The 15,489-nt window shown below is 69.2% G+C and carries 13 protein-coding genes, 1 tRNA gene, 1 pseudogene and 1 riboswitch; of the genes and pseudogenes, 9 read left to right on the top strand and 6 right to left on the bottom strand.

The window, feature by feature from the left end; translation table 11 throughout:
* Positions 1-255 (bottom strand): annotated as a pseudogene (locus GUI43_RS27655) (hypothetical protein); the annotation flags it as partial.
* Positions 252-1,052 (bottom strand): DUF881 domain-containing protein, encoded by an 801-nt coding sequence (locus GUI43_RS27650; protein WP_091396339.1) that lies wholly within the window; start codon positions 1,050-1,052, stop codon positions 252-254. The pseudogene GUI43_RS27655 and the gene GUI43_RS27650, both read right to left, overlap by 4 nt.
* Before the next feature lie 222 nt (positions 1,053-1,274).
* Here GUI43_RS27650 and GUI43_RS27645 point away from each other — a divergent pair, with 222 nt between their 5' ends.
* From GUI43_RS27645 to GUI43_RS27625, 5 genes are all read left to right on the top strand, one after another.
* Complete coding sequence (locus GUI43_RS27645) at positions 1,275-1,538, top strand: cell division protein CrgA (RefSeq protein ID WP_112601206.1); 264 nt, start codon at positions 1,275-1,277, stop codon at positions 1,536-1,538.
* A gap of 206 nt (positions 1,539-1,744) precedes the next feature.
* Positions 1,745-3,943 carry a (Fe-S)-binding protein gene (locus GUI43_RS27640; RefSeq protein ID WP_112700122.1) on the top strand — a complete coding sequence of 733 codons (2,199 nt, stop codon included), beginning with the start codon at positions 1,745-1,747 and terminating at the stop codon, positions 3,941-3,943.
* Positions 3,944-3,982: 39 nt separating this feature from the next.
* Positions 3,983-5,308, top strand: coding sequence for a hemolysin family protein (locus GUI43_RS27635; RefSeq protein ID WP_249037864.1), 1,326 nt, complete (start codon positions 3,983-3,985; stop codon positions 5,306-5,308).
* Positions 5,301-6,302: a hemolysin family protein gene (locus tag GUI43_RS27630; protein ID WP_112601088.1), complete on the top strand. Its 1,002-nt coding sequence runs from the start codon at positions 5,301-5,303 to the stop codon at positions 6,300-6,302. Before GUI43_RS27635 ends, GUI43_RS27630 begins: the two co-directional genes overlap by 8 nt.
* A gap of 167 nt (positions 6,303-6,469) precedes the next feature.
* Positions 6,470-7,483, top strand: a complete 1,014-nt coding sequence (locus tag GUI43_RS27625) for a C40 family peptidase (protein ID WP_225855105.1) — start codon at positions 6,470-6,472, stop codon at positions 7,481-7,483.
* Between the two features lie 55 nt (positions 7,484-7,538).
* Here the strand turns inward: GUI43_RS27625 and GUI43_RS27620 are convergent, their stop codons facing one another.
* Complete coding sequence (locus GUI43_RS27620; RefSeq protein ID WP_112700119.1) at positions 7,539-9,521, bottom strand: N-acetylmuramoyl-L-alanine amidase; 1,983 nt, start codon at positions 9,519-9,521, stop codon at positions 7,539-7,541.
* 235 nt (positions 9,522-9,756) lie between these two features.
* Positions 9,757-9,892: riboswitch (cyclic di-AMP (ydaO/yuaA leader) on the top strand.
* Positions 9,893-9,905: 13 nt separating this feature from the next.
* On the opposite strand from GUI43_RS27620, the gene GUI43_RS27615 reads away from it, so the two are divergent.
* The gene (locus tag GUI43_RS27615; protein WP_112601090.1) at positions 9,906-10,946 is read left to right on the top strand and encodes a C40 family peptidase; all 1,041 of its coding nucleotides are present in this window, start codon (positions 9,906-9,908) and stop codon (positions 10,944-10,946) included.
* Positions 10,947-11,019: 73 nt separating this feature from the next.
* Here GUI43_RS27615 and dcd read toward each other — a convergent pair whose 3' ends face one another.
* Positions 11,020-11,598, bottom strand: a complete 579-nt coding sequence (dcd, locus tag GUI43_RS27610) for a dCTP deaminase (RefSeq protein WP_030332009.1) — start codon at positions 11,596-11,598, stop codon at positions 11,020-11,022.
* Between the two features lie 99 nt (positions 11,599-11,697).
* On the opposite strand from dcd, the gene GUI43_RS27605 reads away from it, so the two are divergent.
* Positions 11,698-12,255 (top strand): pyridoxamine 5'-phosphate oxidase family protein, encoded by a 558-nt coding sequence (locus GUI43_RS27605; protein ID WP_112586041.1) that lies wholly within the window; start codon positions 11,698-11,700, stop codon positions 12,253-12,255.
* Positions 12,256-12,490: 235 nt separating this feature from the next.
* Positions 12,491-12,564: transfer RNA gene (locus GUI43_RS27600), tRNA-Gly, on the top strand.
* A gap of 484 nt (positions 12,565-13,048) precedes the next feature.
* Here GUI43_RS27600 and GUI43_RS27590 read toward each other — a convergent pair.
* Positions 13,049-13,672 (bottom strand): hypothetical protein, encoded by a 624-nt coding sequence (locus GUI43_RS27590; RefSeq protein WP_112601103.1) that lies wholly within the window; start codon positions 13,670-13,672, stop codon positions 13,049-13,051.
* Between GUI43_RS27590 and GUI43_RS35195 the strand changes: the two genes are divergently transcribed.
* The gene (locus tag GUI43_RS35195; protein WP_112700118.1) at positions 13,623-14,174 is read left to right on the top strand and encodes an integrase core domain-containing protein; all 552 of its coding nucleotides are present in this window, start codon (positions 13,623-13,625) and stop codon (positions 14,172-14,174) included. The genes GUI43_RS27590 and GUI43_RS35195 overlap by 50 nt on opposite strands.
* Positions 14,175-14,821: 647 nt before the next feature.
* On the opposite strand, the gene GUI43_RS27580 is transcribed toward GUI43_RS35195, so the two are convergent.
* Positions 14,822-15,385, bottom strand: a complete 564-nt coding sequence (locus tag GUI43_RS27580) for a 2'-5' RNA ligase family protein (protein WP_112586042.1) — start codon at positions 15,383-15,385, stop codon at positions 14,822-14,824.
* Between the last annotated feature and the right edge of the window lie 104 nt (positions 15,386-15,489).

The raw sequence follows: 15,489 nt of genomic DNA, 5'->3' as shown, positions 1-15,489 counted from the left end.
CGGAGGCGCTTCGGCACCCGGGCGGCCCGGGGTCCCGGTCGGCTCGGGCCGAGTGGCGCTCGGCGGCGGCTGCTCGGCTCGCTGCGGCTGCGGCTGCTCGGCTCGCGGCGGCTGCAGCACCGGCTCGGGCCAGTTGCCGGCCGGGGTGGGTCGGACCGGTGCCGACTCGGGCCGGTCGAACTTGGGCAGGAAGGCGGTCGGCTCGTCGGTCTGGTCCCGGTGTCGCCCGTCGCGTCGCTCGTCCGGCCCGCTCACTTGGGCACCGTAGCCGAGCGCAGGGCGGTGGAATCCTCGAATGCGGGAACTCGCACCGTGGAGGCCGTCTCCTTGTAGCCAAGCTGGTAGTCGTCGACCGCGTCCTTGAACAACCGGACTCCCTGAGAGCTGGCGAGGGCCTGCTGGAGGGCAGCGGGATCGCCGATTGCTACGATCTTGAACGGTGGGGAGTACACCCGGCCGTGAAGTAGCAGGGTGTTACCGACGCAGCGTACCGCGCTGGTGGTGAGCACGCGGACATTCATGATTGACATCGCCTCGGCTCCGCCGGCCCAGAGCGCGTTGACCACCGCCTGTACGTCCCCCTGATGCACCACCAGGTCGTCGTTGCTGGCGTCCGACTGCGTCTGGTCCAGCTGGGGCGCGTCGTTCAGCTCGACGGTTACCCCGGGCCCGCTGAGGGCGGTGAACCCGGCGTCCTGGAGGCTGCCCTGGGCGCGATTCTGCTGAGCCTTGATCGGGGCGTCCGAGCCGGCCAGGGTGTTGGTCCGTTGCTCGACCTCGCCGCGCAGCGTGGCGGCGCGACGCTCGCTGGCGGCGACCTGTTCGCGGCGGTCCTCGATGAGCTGGTTGAGCTGGGGGCGCCGGTCCTCCCGGAGAGCGGTGCCGCCCGCTGTGGTCGCAGTGGTGGTGAAGAGCAACCCGGCCGCCGCGGCGATCAGGGGCACCCCGATCGACCAGCCCGGACGGCGTTGGCGCGGTCGCCGGGGCAGCAGCCCGGCGGCGGCCCGTCGGAGGACCTTCTGCCAGGAGGTTGCGCCGGATGTGTACTCCACCGAGCGTTCCTTCCGCGTGTCGGGGATCGGTCCGTGCCGGCTGGGCCGGCGATGCGAACAGTCCCGCCTCTTTCGGTCACTCCGTGCACCGGCCTGACCCCATTCGTGGTCCAGGCGGCCAATCGGGACTACGCTAGCTCTCGAAACATTATTGGCCATGGACCGTCGCCCCCGCGCCCGGTTGTCAGGCCGGACGAGGTCGTCACCCCTCTGGAGAGCGCCGTGCCCAAGTCTCAGGTCCGTAAGAAGAAGGTGTACACCCCGCCGACGGACGTCCGTCCGACGACGTCGTCGTCGTCGCGCAAGCCTAGCCCGGTGTGGTTGCCGATCACCGCGGTCGCCTTGATCGTCGTCGGCATCGGCTGGCTGGTGCTCTACTACCTGTCCGAGCAGGAGTACCCGGTCATGGCGTGGGGTTACTGGAACCTCGCCGTCGGCTTCGGTGCGATGGTCGCCTCGCTGGCTCTGCTCTCCCGCTGGCGCTGATCAGAGCAGACCGCCGCGTCGGCGGTCACACGTCACCCCGTCGAGCCCCTGCCCGGCAGGATCGGGTGGGGCCCCCTATGGTGTGCGCAGGCAGCGCGGCCTACTGCGAGATGACTCACGTTACCGCTGGGTAACCTTCGCGTAGGCTGCATTGCATGACCGAGCAGAGCGAGGTCATCAGGCAGCAGACCGGGGAGGCCAACTCGATGGGCAGCGTCCAGATCGTCACCACGATCCTCGCGGCCGCCATCACCGCCGTGGCGGTGTGGCTTGCGGTGCGTGCGGTCCTGAAGTTGGTGGCAGTCATCCGGCTCGGGCAACCCGCGCCGGAGCGGTTCACCGACAAGGTCGCCCGCGCCAGGACGATGCTGGTGGAGACGGCCGGCCACACCCGGATGCTCAAGTGGGGCGTGGTGGGCGCCGCGCACTGGTTCGTGATGGTCGGCTTCGTCGTGCTGTCGCTGCTGGTGCTCGAGGCGTACTTCGAGGTGGTCACCACCGACGGCGGTCTGCCGATCATCGGGCACTGGACGATCTTCGGCCTGGTCACCGAGATCATCGGGGTGCTGGGTCTGATCGGCATCCTGGTGCTGATGGCGATCCGGCTGCGCAACCGGCCGACCCGTCCGGGCGGGCGGTCCCGGTTCACCGGCTCGACCATGTGGCAGGGCTACTTCGTCGAGTGGATCGTGCTGCTGGTCCTGATCTTCGGCTTCGTGATCCGGGGCTTCAAGGTCGCCACCGACCACTTCGAGTTCCCGTTCTGGGCCACCCCGGTCAGCCACGCGGTCGGTGCGGTGCTGCCCGACTGGGCGGACGGCGTGAGCGTCGCCGCCGCCATCAAGATCATTATCTCGATGACGTGGCTGATCGTCATCTCCCTGAACGTCACGATGGGTGTCGCCTGGCACCGCTTCCTGGCGTTTCCCAACATCTTCTTCAAGCGGGAGCCGACCAAACCGGCCGGCTCCGGTCTCGGCGCGCTGCGCCCGATGACGAGCCAGGGCAAGCCGCTCGACTTCGAGGAGGCGGACCCGGAGAAGGACCAGTTCGGCGTTGCCCACGTCGAGCAGTTCAGCTGGAAGGGCCTCCTGGACTTCAGCACCTGCACCGAGTGCGGTCGCTGCCAGTCGCAGTGCCCGGCCTGGAACACCGGCAAGCCCCTGTCGCCGAAGCTGCTCATCCTGAGCCTGCGTGACCACGCGTACGCGAAGGCGCCCTATCTGCTGGCCGGCGGCGGCAAGGACCTGACCGGCGAGGAGAAGGCCACCCAGGCGCAGCTCGCCCACCTGGACGTGCTGGCCCTCGCCGAGGCGGACAAGCCGTTGATCGGCACCGCCGAGGAGGGCGGTGTCATCGACCCGGACGTGCTCTGGTCCTGCACCACCTGCGGTGCCTGCGTCGAGCAGTGCCCGGTGGACATCGAACACGTCGACCACATCGTCGACATGCGCCGCTACCAGGTGCTGATCGAGTCGAGCTTCCCCTCCGAGGCCGGGGTGATGCTGCGAAACCTGGAGAACAAGGGCAACCCGTGGGGCGCCCCGCAGAACACCCGCGAGGACTGGACCAAGGGCCTGGACTTCGAGGTGCCCCGGGTCGGCGAGGTGGACGACTTCGAGTACCTGTTCTGGGTCGGCTGCGCCGGCGCGTTCGAGGACCGGGCCAAGAAGACCACCCGCGCGGTGGCCACGCTGCTCAATGAGGCGGGCGTGAAGTTCGCGATCCTGGGCGAGGGCGAAACCTGCTCCGGCGACCCGGCGCGACGGATCGGCAACGAGTTCGTCTTCCAGATGCTCGCCCAGCAGAACGTGGAGACGCTGAACGAGGCGTTCGAGGGCCGGGACAAGGCCAAGCGCAAGATCGTCGCGACCTGCCCGCACTGCTTCAACACCCTTGGCAACGAGTACGGGCAGCTCGGCGGGGAGTTCGAGGTGGTCCACCACACTCAACTGCTCGCGCACCTGGTCGCCACCGGCAAGCTCACGCCGGTGCAGCCGGTCGACGGCGGCGTCACCTACCACGACCCCTGCTACCTGGGTCGGCACAACCGCGTCTTCGCGGCCCCCCGGGAGGTCCTCGGCGACGCCATCGCGGGCGACCTGACCGAGATGCCGCGGAACAGCGAACGCTCCTTCTGCTGCGGTGCTGGCGGCGCCCGGATGTGGATGGAAGAGAAGATCGGCAAGCGGATCAACGTGGACCGCGTCGAGGAGGCCATGGCCACCGGGGCGAAGACGGTCGCGGTCGGCTGCCCGTTCTGCTCGACCATGCTCAGCGACGGGGTCAACGGCAAGGGTGCCGGCGAACAGGTCGAGGTGATCGACGTGGCCAGCGTGCTGCTCCGCTCGGTCAAGCCCGAGCAGCCGCAGGGCGGCAAGGAGACCGCGCCGATCGGCGGCTGAGACGCGTACCCCTGGGATCTGTTCATCGACGGCCTACTCTTGACGACGCTGTTGCCCCTGGTCGGCTTCGTAGCCCTGACCGCGGGCAACGCGTTCTTCGTCGCGGCCGAGTTCGCCCTGGTCACGGTCGACCGGGCGGAGATCGACCGGCGGTCCGCCGCGGGCGACCAGGCCGCCCTGACGGTACGCACGGCGCTGCGCGAACTCTCCTTCCAGCTCTCCGGGGCACAGCTCGGCATCACCATCACCGCGCTGCTCACCGGCTACCTGGCCGAGCCGGCCCTGGCCCGGCTCTTCACCCCGCTGTTGCGCCCGCTGGCCGGAGACAGCACCGAGCGGCTCACGCCGTTCCTCGCGTTGGCCCTGGCCACGCTGATCTCCATGCTCTTCGGCGAGTTGGTGCCGAAGAACGCGGCGCTGGCCCGGCCCATGCCGGCGGCGCTGGCCACGGCCGGCCCGATGCACACCTTCTCCCGGACGTTCGGCTGGGTGATCCGGGGGTTGAACGGCTCGGCGAACCGACTGGTCCGGGCGCTCGGCGTGGAGCCGCAGGAGGAGTTGGCAAGCGCCCGCTCGCCGGAGGAGCTGGGCCTGCTGGCGGCCATCTCGGCGCGGGCCGGCGCGCTGCCCACCGACACGGCGATGCTGCTTCGTCGCACCATCCGCTTCGGTGACAAGCGGGCCGCGGAGGCGATGACCCCCAGGGTGGACGTGGTCGCGCTGCGTGCAACCGCCACCGTGGCCGAGCTGCTGGAGGAGTCGCGGCGGACCGGGCGGACCCGGTTCCCCGTGTACGAGGAGACCCTGGACCTGGTGACCGGGGTTGCCGCGGTGCCCGACGCGTTGGGGGTGCCGCTGGCCGACCGGGCGTCGACGACTGTCGGCTCGGTGGCCCGCGAGCCGGTGTACGTGCCGGAGAGCCTGAACCTGGACGGTGTCCTGGCCGCGCTGAAGGCGGCCGGGGCCGACCTGGCCATCGTGGTCGACGAGTACGGCGGCACTGACGGCGTGGTGACAGTCGAGGACCTCGTCGAGGAGCTGGTCGGAGAGATCGCCGACGAGTTCGACCCGGCGAGCGTGGACGACAACGGGTCGGCCGAGCTGACGGTGCCGGGCGGTGAGCGCACAGTGCTGGTCGACGGTGTGCTCCGCTCCGACGAGTTGGCCGAGCAGACCGGCTTCCGGCTGCCCGAGGGGCCGTACGAGACCCTGGCCGGGTTCCTGATGGCCCAGCTCGGGCACATCCCGCTCGCCGGCGAGACGGTCGAGGCGGACGGCTGGGAGTTCACAGTGGTCGAGGTGGAGCGGCACCGGATCGAGCAGGTCCGGGTGTTGCGCCCGGCGGATCCGGACGACGATGACTGAGCTGCTGGTGACAGTGCTGTTGCTGCTCGGCAACGGGTTCTTCGTGGGCAGCGAGTTCGCGCTCATCGCGTCGCGCCGGACGGTGATCGAGCCGCTGGCCGCCGGGTCGAAACGCGCCCGCTGGGCGTTGTCGGCGATGAACCAGATCCCGCTGATGATCGCCGGTGCGCAGCTCGGCATCACTGTCTGCTCGTTGGGTCTGGGCGCGATCGCCGAACCGGCGCTGGCCCACCTGCTGGAGCCGCCGTTCCACGCGGCCGGCCTGCCGGAGCGGGCGGTGCACCCGGTGGCGTTCGTGCTGGCACTGGGCGTGGTGGTCTTTCTGCACACGGTCGTCGGTGAAATGGTGCCGAAGAACATCACGCTGGCCGGTCCGGAGGTCTCCGCGCTCTGGCTCGGCCCGGCGATGCTGGCATTCTGTGTGGCCACCAAACCGTTGTTGCTCGCGATGAAATGGGCGGCCCGGCGGGTGCTCGCGTTCTGGCGGATCGAGGCGTCCGAGGCGGTGAAGACGGTGTTCACCGCCGAGGAGTTGGCCGGGTTGGTCTCCCAGGCGCGCACCGAGGGGCTGCTCGACGCGGAGCAGCACGCGCGGATCACCGGCGCGCTGGCCCTGCACGCCCGGACGGCGGCGGACGCGCTGCAACCGTGGTCGACGGTGGTGACGGTGGCCGAGGACGTCTCGCCGGCGTCACTGGAGGTGCTGGCGACCCGGACCGGCCGGTCCCGGTTCCCGGTGGTGCAGCGGTCGACCCGTCGGGTGCTCGGCTTTGTGCATGTCAAGGACGTGCTCGGGTACGCCGGGCAGGGCCGCCGGTCCCCGGTGCCGGCCGACGTCTACCGCCCGCTGGCGGTGGTGCCGCCGGACCGTACGCTGGCCGACCTGCTGCTGGCGATGCGTCGCGAACGGCGGCACATGGTGCTGGTCAGCGACGGGCGACGGCCACTCGGTGTGGTCACTCTTGACGATGTATTGACCGCAATCGTTGGGTGATGGACGAATACCCTTGGTGTGCAAGCGGTTGCACGACAGTGATGGTTACCGCGCTCGCCTTGATTACCGTCCCGAGCTTCCCTAATGTGGGGCACCGACCGCTGTGGGTCGTCTGCCTCGGCCCTTCCCTCACGCGAGGCGCCCGGCGGTCGGTTGCAAAGGAGTCGGTGCCGGTGGCAACCATGCCCCCTCATCGTCACGACCTGAACGCGTCTGCTCGCTCTGGTGGTCTGCGTCGCGCCGCGCACCGGGTGCTGGTCCTGGTCGCCGCCGCGGCGGTCGGTGCCGGTCTTCTGACCGCGCCGGCACACGCCGCGCCCTCGGTCGACGAGATCGAGGCGCAGATCGACAAGAAGTGGGAGCAGTTGGAGCCCACCATCGAGCAGTACAACAAGGTCCGGGCGCAGCTGAAGGTCAACCGGCAGAAGTCGGCGGACCTGCAGAAGAAGATCGAGCCGCTGGCGCTGCAGAGCGAGTTGGCGCTCAACCGGGTCGGCGATCTCGCCTCCCGCTACTACATCTCCGGCCCGTCGCACGACATCGGCGCGCTGCTGGTCAGCGCCAAGCCGGACACGCTCACCGAGCAGCTCACCATCCTCGACCGGCTCGCTTCGCAGGAGCGCAAGGAGGTCGAGGGTGTGCTGGCCGTGCGGGACAAGTACGACGGCGAGAAGCGGAAGCTGGACGCGCTGATCGTCACCCAGACCAAGCAGCAGAACGACCTGGCGGCGAAGAAGAAGCAGATCGACGGCGAGATCAAGAAGCTCGAGGCGTCGATGCCGAAGACCACTGTCAAGACCGCGGCCTGCCCGACCATCAACGGGGTGGTCAGCGCGGCGGCCCGTACCGCGATCAAGACCGCCTGCGGCAAGGTCGGCAAGCCGTACGTCTGGGGTGCCACCGGCCCGAACTCGTTCGACTGCTCGGGGCTGACCCAGTACGCCTACAAGGCGGCCGGGATCTACCTCACGCACCACACCGGTGACCAGTGGAACGAGGGCAAGGCCATCTCGCGCGGCGATGCCCGCCCCGGTGACCTGGTCTTCTTCTTCTCCGGCCTGAGTCACGTCGGGCTCTATCTGGGCAACAACACCATGGTGCACGCGCCACGTGCCGGCAAGCCGGTGCAGGTGTCCAGCATCAACACCATGCCCGTCGCCGGATTCCGCAGACCCGGCTGATCCATCTCGCGCGACACGAAGGCCCCCGGTCACCGACCGGGGGCCTTCGTGGTTCTCAGCGCGGCGCGCCGACCGGGGACGGCAACAGCTGCACGTCGGCGAGGTCGACGTACATGATCCGGTGGCCGAACTGGATCTGCGCGTACCGGTTCTTGCCGCGAATCACCGTCCAGTCGCCGGGCGAGGAGCCGTCGAACGTGCTGGCCCGGTAGTACTCGCCGGCCAGCACCGCGCCGACGGCGTACCGCTGCCCGGCGGCCAGGGTGTACTGGAGCGGCGAGATCGCCTGGTAGGGCACCCCTTCCGGGTACGCGGACTGCTCCGGGTACGCCCGTCCGTAGACCGGAACGGTGGTCCGGCCGGGCTTCGGCGTGGCCACGACGCCGATGGTCCAACTGGCGGTCGGCGCGGACGCCGGGTTGTGGAACCAGGCCCGCTGCCCGAGGTACCAGATCGCCGTCCAGTCGCCCTGCCGCCCGGCCAGCGCGTATGTCTGCCCGGCGGATGCCCGGGCCCCGTGGTCCGACACGGTCATCGTGTTCGGGCTGCCGTCCGGGCGCAGCGCGATGTCGTTGACCAGCGGCGCGTCCGCGGACGGTGCGCTGCGCAGCACCACCGCCGAGGAGCCGCGTGGCGCGCAGGGCACGCCCGGGGTGACGCAGCCGGTGAACGCCGGCTGGTTGGTGGTGTAGTCCGGGTCGATCCGGACCATTCCGGTGGCCGGGGTGCCGGTGTCCAGCCGAGGTGCGTGCAGCAGGTCGAAGTAGTGCGTCCAGTCCCAGTACGGGCCCGGATCCCAGTGCATTCCCCGCACTGTCGAGGCGATGGTGCCGGGCACGTTGTCGTGGCCGATGATGTGCTGGCGGTCCAGTGGGATGCCCAGCCTCAGCGCCAGGTGTCGGACCAGCTTCGCCGAGGTCCGGTACATCGCCTCGGTGTACCAGGTGCCCTGTGCCGCGAAGCCCTCGTGTTCCAACCCGATCGACTTCGCGTTGACGTACCAGTTGCCGGCGTGCCAGCCGACGTCCTTGGTCTTCACGTGCTGCGCGATGTGCCCGTCGACCGAGCGCAGCGAGTAGTGCCAGCTCACGTAGGTCGGGTCCTGGACGAGTTTCAGGGTCGTGGCCCAACTCGCCTCGGTGTCATGGATGACGATGTACTCGATCTTCTGCCGGGCGGGTCGGTCGGAGAGGTCGTGGTTGCCGTAGTCCCCGTCGCCGAACGCTTCGTAGGGCGCCGGGATCCACTCGCAGGAGATGGTGCGGGGGCACTCCACCCCGTCCGGGCGGGCCAGGCGGCGCAGGCCCAGCCGGTCCAACCAGTAACGCTCGGGCCGCACCACACGGGCCGGCAGGGTGATCCGCTGGCCGTCGTCGGTCACCCGGGCTTCGCCCGCGCCGATGGTGGTGAAGACCTCGTCGGCGAAGGCTGCCGCGGCGTCGGCGCTGTCCGCGCCCGAGTAGCGGGCGACCGCGCCGTACCAGGCCGCCGGGTCGGTGTCCGCGCCGACCGGCGCGCCCAGATCCCTCTGGTACGCGCTCAGCAGCGCGGCCCCACCCCGGATGTTGAGGCCCGCGTCGGTGCGCAGTGCCTCGGGGGTGGCGCCGGTCAGCGTGGCGGCGGCGTCGACGGTCTGCAATGCGGCGGTGGACGGCTCGGGTGCCTCGACCGGCCGGGGCGCGGGCACCCGGGCGGGACGGGAGTCGTCGCCGCGTGGGTCCTCGGCGCCGGCGTCGTGGTGGCCGCGCCCGGGTAGGGCGGCCACGTGCCGCGCATCGGTCAGGTGCATCGGACCGTAGCCGCCACTGGTGCTCGGTGTGCCGGCGTTGGTGTCCCAGCGCGACTCCAGGTAGGAGACGCCGAGCAGCACGACGGCCGGCACGCCGTACTCGGTGGCCGCTGCGGCGTACTGCTGCTGGCGGTCGGTGGTGGGCGCGGCGGCGGCCGGGCCGACGGAGAGTGGCACAGTGGTTGCGGCGGCGACCACGGTGGCGGCGAGCAGTGCGCGCCAGCCGGTCGACAGGGTTGGATGGTGCATCGAACCCCCTAGATTTTCGCGGAGTGAGGTCAGGTCACCATCGCGCCGTCCGGGAGGTCACGTCAATACCTTTCCATCTATCGAAGCATGCGGAAAGAATTCTTCACACACGGTCGGTGACCTCGTCCAATCCGTACGGAGTGTCACTGCCGTACGGGTTGCGGATCGGTAACAAGCGTCTCTACTCTGGTCATTCGTCGGCCCGACAGCAGCTCCGCCCAGCCCGGGCGGTAACGGACCGACACCGCCGAGTCGTTTCCGAACGAACCGGGGACCCAGGTCCCTCGGGGTGAATCCGCAGCCACTGCGGTAGGGCGCCGACTTCCCGCCCGAACCCGTCAGCTAACCCGGTAGGCGGTCAGGAAGAAGGAGTACGGAACCCCGGTGGCACTCCATGCCCCGCGGCCGTCGTCCGAGCGGTCGGCATCAGCCGGCCCGTCGTCGATCGTGCCGCGCCCACGCTGGTCCCGCTTCACCACCGCACTCGCCGCGCTGGCCGGCATCGCCGTCGTTCTGACCGGCAGTGCCACGGCGGCCCATGCCGACCCGTCCGTCGCCGAGATCGAGCGCCAGATCGACGCCGACTGGAACAAGCTCGAACCGATCATCGAGCGGCACAACGCCACCCGCACCGACCTCACCGCGAAGCGCAAGCAGGCCGACGCGCTGGCCGCCCGGATCACTCCGCTTGAGCGCCAGGTCGACGCCGCGATGGACAAGGTCAGTGCCCTGGCCGTACGCGCCTACAAGGGTGAGAACGTCTCGACCGTCAACGCCGTGCTGGGCAGTCGGTCGCCCGGCGAGGTGGTCGGCCAGCTCGAAATGCTCGACCGCTTCGCGCACAACCAGCAGAAGGACGTACGCCAGGTGGCCGACCTGCGCGACCAGCTGGCCGCGCAGAAGGCGCCGCTGGACGAGATGGTGGCTCAGCTGACCCGCACGGAAGCTCAGCTGGCGGCGAAGAAGAAGCAGATCAACGACGAGATCGACCGCCTGCAGAAGCTGCGCCTGAAGGTGTACGGCAGCGGCGGCGGCGGTCCGCTGCGCCCGGCGCCCTGCCCGGGTAGCTACCCTGGCGGTGCCGCGGGCACGGCGGTCAAGTTCGCCTGCGCGCAGATCGGCAAGCCCTACGTCTGGGGTGCCGAAGGCCCGAACTCGTACGACTGCTCCGGGCTGATGCTGGCCGCCTGGGCGAAGGCCGGCGTGTCGCTGCCGCACAACGCCGCCGCGCAGAGCCGGGTCACCAAGAACGTCAGCAAGGGTGACCTGCGCCCCGGCGACCTGGTCTTCTACTACAGCGACATCCACCACGTCGGCATGTACGTCGGTGGCGGCTGGGTGGTGCACGCCTCGCAGGCCGGTCAGCCGGTAAAGATGAAGAAGGTCGACGACGGCCCGATCCACAGCTACGGCCGTCCAGGCTGACCCCGGGTGATCGAAGGGCCCGTCGCGATCCGTCGCGGCGGGCCCTCGTCGTCTCGGTCCTGGCGGCCGAACCTCAGCGGGTTGGCCAGGTGCGCCAGTGCTGCCAGGCGCGGCTGGGTGTCGGCCCCCGCTGGCCCTGGTAGCGCGAGCCGTAGACCACCGAGCCGTACGGGTGCTCGGCCGGCGAGGAGAGTCGGAAGATGCAGAGCTGCCCGATCTTCATGCCCGGCCACAGGGTGATCGGCAGGTTCGCCACGTTCGAGAGTTCCAGCGTCACGTGACCGGAGAAGCCCGGGTCGATGAAGCCGGCGGTGGAGTGCGTGAGCAGCCCGAGCCGGCCCAGGGAGCTCTTGCCCTCCAGTCGGCCGGCGAGCTGGTCACCCAGCGAGATGACCTCCAGTGTCGAGGCGAGGACGAACTCCCCCGGGTGCAGCACGAACGGCTCGCCGTCGGGGACCTCGACCGCCGAGGTCAGGTCGTCCTGCTGCATGGCGGGATCGATGTGGGTATAGAGGTGGTTGTTGAAAACCCGGAACAGCCGGTCGAGTCGGACGTCGATGCTGGACGGTTGGACCAGCGTGGGCTCGAACGGCTCCAGGCCCAGCGTGCCGGCCTTGATCTCGGAGACCAGGTCGCGGTCGGAGAGCAGCATCGGACCACCATAGCCGCGTTGCCAAAAGTGGCCGGATTCGGTGCCGGTGACCAGCGCGTCGAGGTCGCTGCTCGTACATTTGTTCGATAGAATGCCCACATGGCTTCCTGGTCCGAATTCGCCGCCGACGAGCCCCGACTCGCCGACGGGATCCGCGTTCTCCTCCAGCAATACGGGCCGGGCTTCGGCTATCTGGCCACGGTCCGTGCCGACGGCGGGCCCCGCGTCCATCCGGTCTCCCCGGTCATCACCGCCGAGGGGCTGTTCTGCTTCATCATCGACTCGCCCAAGCGCCGCGACCTCGAACGTGACGGCCGTTACGCGCTGCACTCGTTCCCTGCGGAGGAGAGCGACGACGAGGCGTACGTGGCGGGGCGTGCCCGTCCGGTGACCGATCCGGTCCTCGTGGCGCAGTTGGCGCACAGCGCCCGGGCCGAGCCGCAGGTCGACTGGCGGCTCTTCGAGTTCACTGTCGACGTGGCCATGCTCACCCGCCGCGAGCAGCACATCGCTGGCATCCCGGGCCTCGCGCCGGGTCGGCCGGCCGTTCGGGTCTGGCTCGACCCAAACGCCCCGTCGGCGGTGGCCGCGCCCCTCGCCGTCCCGCAGGCGCGCCCGACCCGCCTCAGCCGTGACGTCCAGTGCACGGCCGCCTGACCAGGGCCGGAAGATCATCGGTGCCGGCTCAGTCGTAACGGAGCCGGCACCCGCCGCCCGCCGCCTGCGGTGATCAACTCGACTTCAAGAAGATCGCGGTGTCCCAGCGCTCCGGATGCCCCGACTTCCAGAAAGCCGAGTGGATCAACCCGGGCGGAGCGGTACGGGGACACCTGCGGCCGGCGGGGGTACCTGGGTGCACGGGTTCGACGACTCGGGTACAGTGGTGCCGCTTGCGGGTGTAGTTCAATGGCAGAACATCAGCTTCCCAAGCTGACAGTGCGGGTTCGATTCCCGTCACCCGCTCCACTGCGAAGGCCCTGGTCAGGACGTCAGTCCGAGCCAGGGCCTTCGACGTTGCGGGGGCCTGCAGCGCCGGACGGGCCATCCACGGGCCAGTAGCCACGCTTCTTGCCCGCCTTTGCTCGGCCTTTCACGGCGTCGCTCACAGGTTCGCCCCGGTCCGGGACACCAGGGCGTTGCCGGTGTGCCTCAGGTCGTGGAAGTGGAAGCCGGGCAGGCCGGCCGCAGCCACCGACTCGCGCCACTTGCAGGCGGTCTGGAAGTTGGAGCGGCGTAGGACGGCACCCTTCGCACCGGTGAGGACGAGGGCGTCCTGGTCCTCGTCGACGAAGTCGTCCAGGTATGAGCGGATGTTGCGCGACGGCCCTGCGGGCCGCCCTTGAGCACGGAACCTTTGCGACCCCTCGGCCGGCTATTGCCGGGCAGGCCAGGGGCCTGCCCGGGGTGCACGCGCCGCATCCCCGCCACGGCCTCGTCGTGACGTGCGGCGTCAGTTCTCGCTTGACGTTGGAAGGGTCTTCACGATCGCCGCCGCCAGGGTCATCGCCTTCTCCTGAGCCGCGGCGGTGATCTCGGCAGCGGAGTTTTGCTTGCGTGGCCACAGCGTGAGCGCCTCGATGCTGATCAGCAGTGGTCCGTGCGCGAAGACCAGCCGGGCGTCGCCGGGCAGATAATTGACCCCTGCGTCGATTTCCGGGTTCACTCGTTTCACCGTCGCCGTGGTTAGCCGCGCGCTCGTCGAATCGATGGTCACCGCGCGTGACCCCCACCGGGCAGTCGCTTGGCCGATGTTGAGGTGGAAGTCGTCGCTCGGGCAGCGTGCGGTTCGCGCCCTCGTTTCGGCGGCGACGGCCGCAGACGCATCGGACAAATGGACCACCCTGACGTCCAAGAGGGTCATCGGGGTTTGAATGTTCTGAAAAGATGGCACGGGGTTGACCTCAAGGCCAGCCGCCCACACCGCATCAAGCTGCAACCCGGCCCCCTTTGCCCGGTCCGGGTCGGCGGTGAGCAAGTCGCAGGGTTCGTACCACGCTTCGCCGATCTCAATCTCGCCCTGCCGGATGTCGTCGCCGACACCGGCCTGCTCGACCAGCCCGCCAACAGTCGCCATCAGAGCCTGCGGCTCGCTGGGTAGAGCCGAGCGCGTGGGGCTCACCGACGGCGGCGGCGGTGCCGGCGGGACAGGCTGTTCCACGCAGCCGGCAAGTCCCGCCAATACCAGCACGCTCGTGATGAGCGGTCCCCCGCGTATCCGATCACCCACACTCATTGATCCCCCGATTCCATTCGGGCCGCAGCATACGGTTTTTCGCCTCCGGCGACTGCCCGTGCCGTTTGGACGACGAGGCTGGCGCTGTCGCCTCGGTCGGGTCCAAGACGACTCGTACGACAACGCGATGCCCGAGGCGTTCAACTCCCTCTACAAGGCCGAACTCGTCCGCAACCGAGGTCCGTGGCGCGGGCTCGACGACCTGGAGATGGCCACCGTCGAGTACATCGACTGGTACAACAACCACCGCTTGCACGGCGAGCTCGGGCACATCCCGCCCGCCGAACACGAGGCCCTACACGCGATGACCCACCCGGTCACCGCACCCCTGAAAACCAGCTGACCATCAAACTCGGGGCTTGACATTGTGCGAGTCCCAAGCTGACAGTGCTGGTTCGATTCCCGTCACCCGCTCCACTGCGAAGGCCCAGGTCAGGACATGTTCCCGACCTGGGCCTCATCCGTTCCGATCACTTCTTGCGCTTGCCGTACCCGCTATCTGCCCGATCCTGACTCCTCTTGCGCTGCGAGTCGAGCGAGCGGCGATCTGCTCGTCCTGGTGCGGTTACGGCGCTACTACTCCAGAGCTGCGAGAAGGCTAGCGACGGCACCGACGAGCGCAGCGATGCTGCCGATCAGCGCTGCCCACTCACCTGGCGTGGTTGGCCGGCCTTGGCCTGTCCGTCTCTCTCGCCTGTTCGTTCGCCTCATCAACCCTGCGCCCTCCTCGGCCCGTGGTTGCAGGTCAGGAGCAACACCGACAACGGATGCACTGCCCTGTCCCCGCACCTTCTGCTGGTCTCACAGGCAGTAGGTCCGTCACCAAATTGGCTTACGTAGCGCTTGAATGCAGGTTGCATCACCAATGGGCATGCACCCCGCACGGGTCCTCGCTGGCGGGCTGCTGTGGGAGGCAGGGCGCACCCAAGTGGACGGCGTGGTCCTGTCATTCGGTGTCGCCCGTCGCCCGCTCCACGGTCGAGGCCCTAGTCAGGACGCTGTGACTTCCGTACCAGCCGGCGCCGGTGGTATCGCACCCAGCGGGAACTCGCAGATGGTAGGCCAAGGGTTGATGTCCGGCGTTCCGGCAATGAGCCGGACTCTGTCGATGGCTGCGTTGATCGGTAGGTGCGCGGAGATGGTTTCCGCGGCGTGACTCAGCGTGAGCTTGGCGGCGTCGTGACCGATGGTCAGGTGCGGCACCACGTCGCTGTGCGCCCCGGCATACGGGGGCGCCTCGGGAAACTGCTGACACACCGCCGAAGTGAGCCCCCGGAACGGGCGAGCTGGCTGCGGAGCAAGCCAGACGACGGTCTCACCAAACCAGCCGACGTGTGTCAGTGCGACGTCGAACCGCGGTATGCCGGCGATGGTCTCGCGCAGCACCGCCAAGACCTGCTCATCGATCTGCTGCGGGGGCAGGAACGGGTAGAGGACTGTCACGTGCGCTGGCACCCCCCACCCGGCGGCCCTGTCGAGCGATGCCCGGAACCGCCCCACCGCCTCCTCAGCCTCGGGTATCGGCACGATGAGGGCCGTCTGTGTCGGTTCCATCCCCGCAGTTTCCAACGACAATGGGTGCCGGTCCACCGGATTCGCGCCCGCCGCAGGAGGACGTCGCACCCACAGAACGGCATCGAGCTCGGCCAACAGCAGAG

Origin of the sequence: Micromonospora noduli, from assembly GCF_003264365.1 — a bacterium.
GTDB lineage: Bacteria > Actinomycetota > Actinomycetes > Mycobacteriales > Micromonosporaceae > Micromonospora > Micromonospora noduli.
Note: the sequence above shows the minus strand (reverse complement) of the source record. Positions and strands in the feature narration are given on the sequence as shown.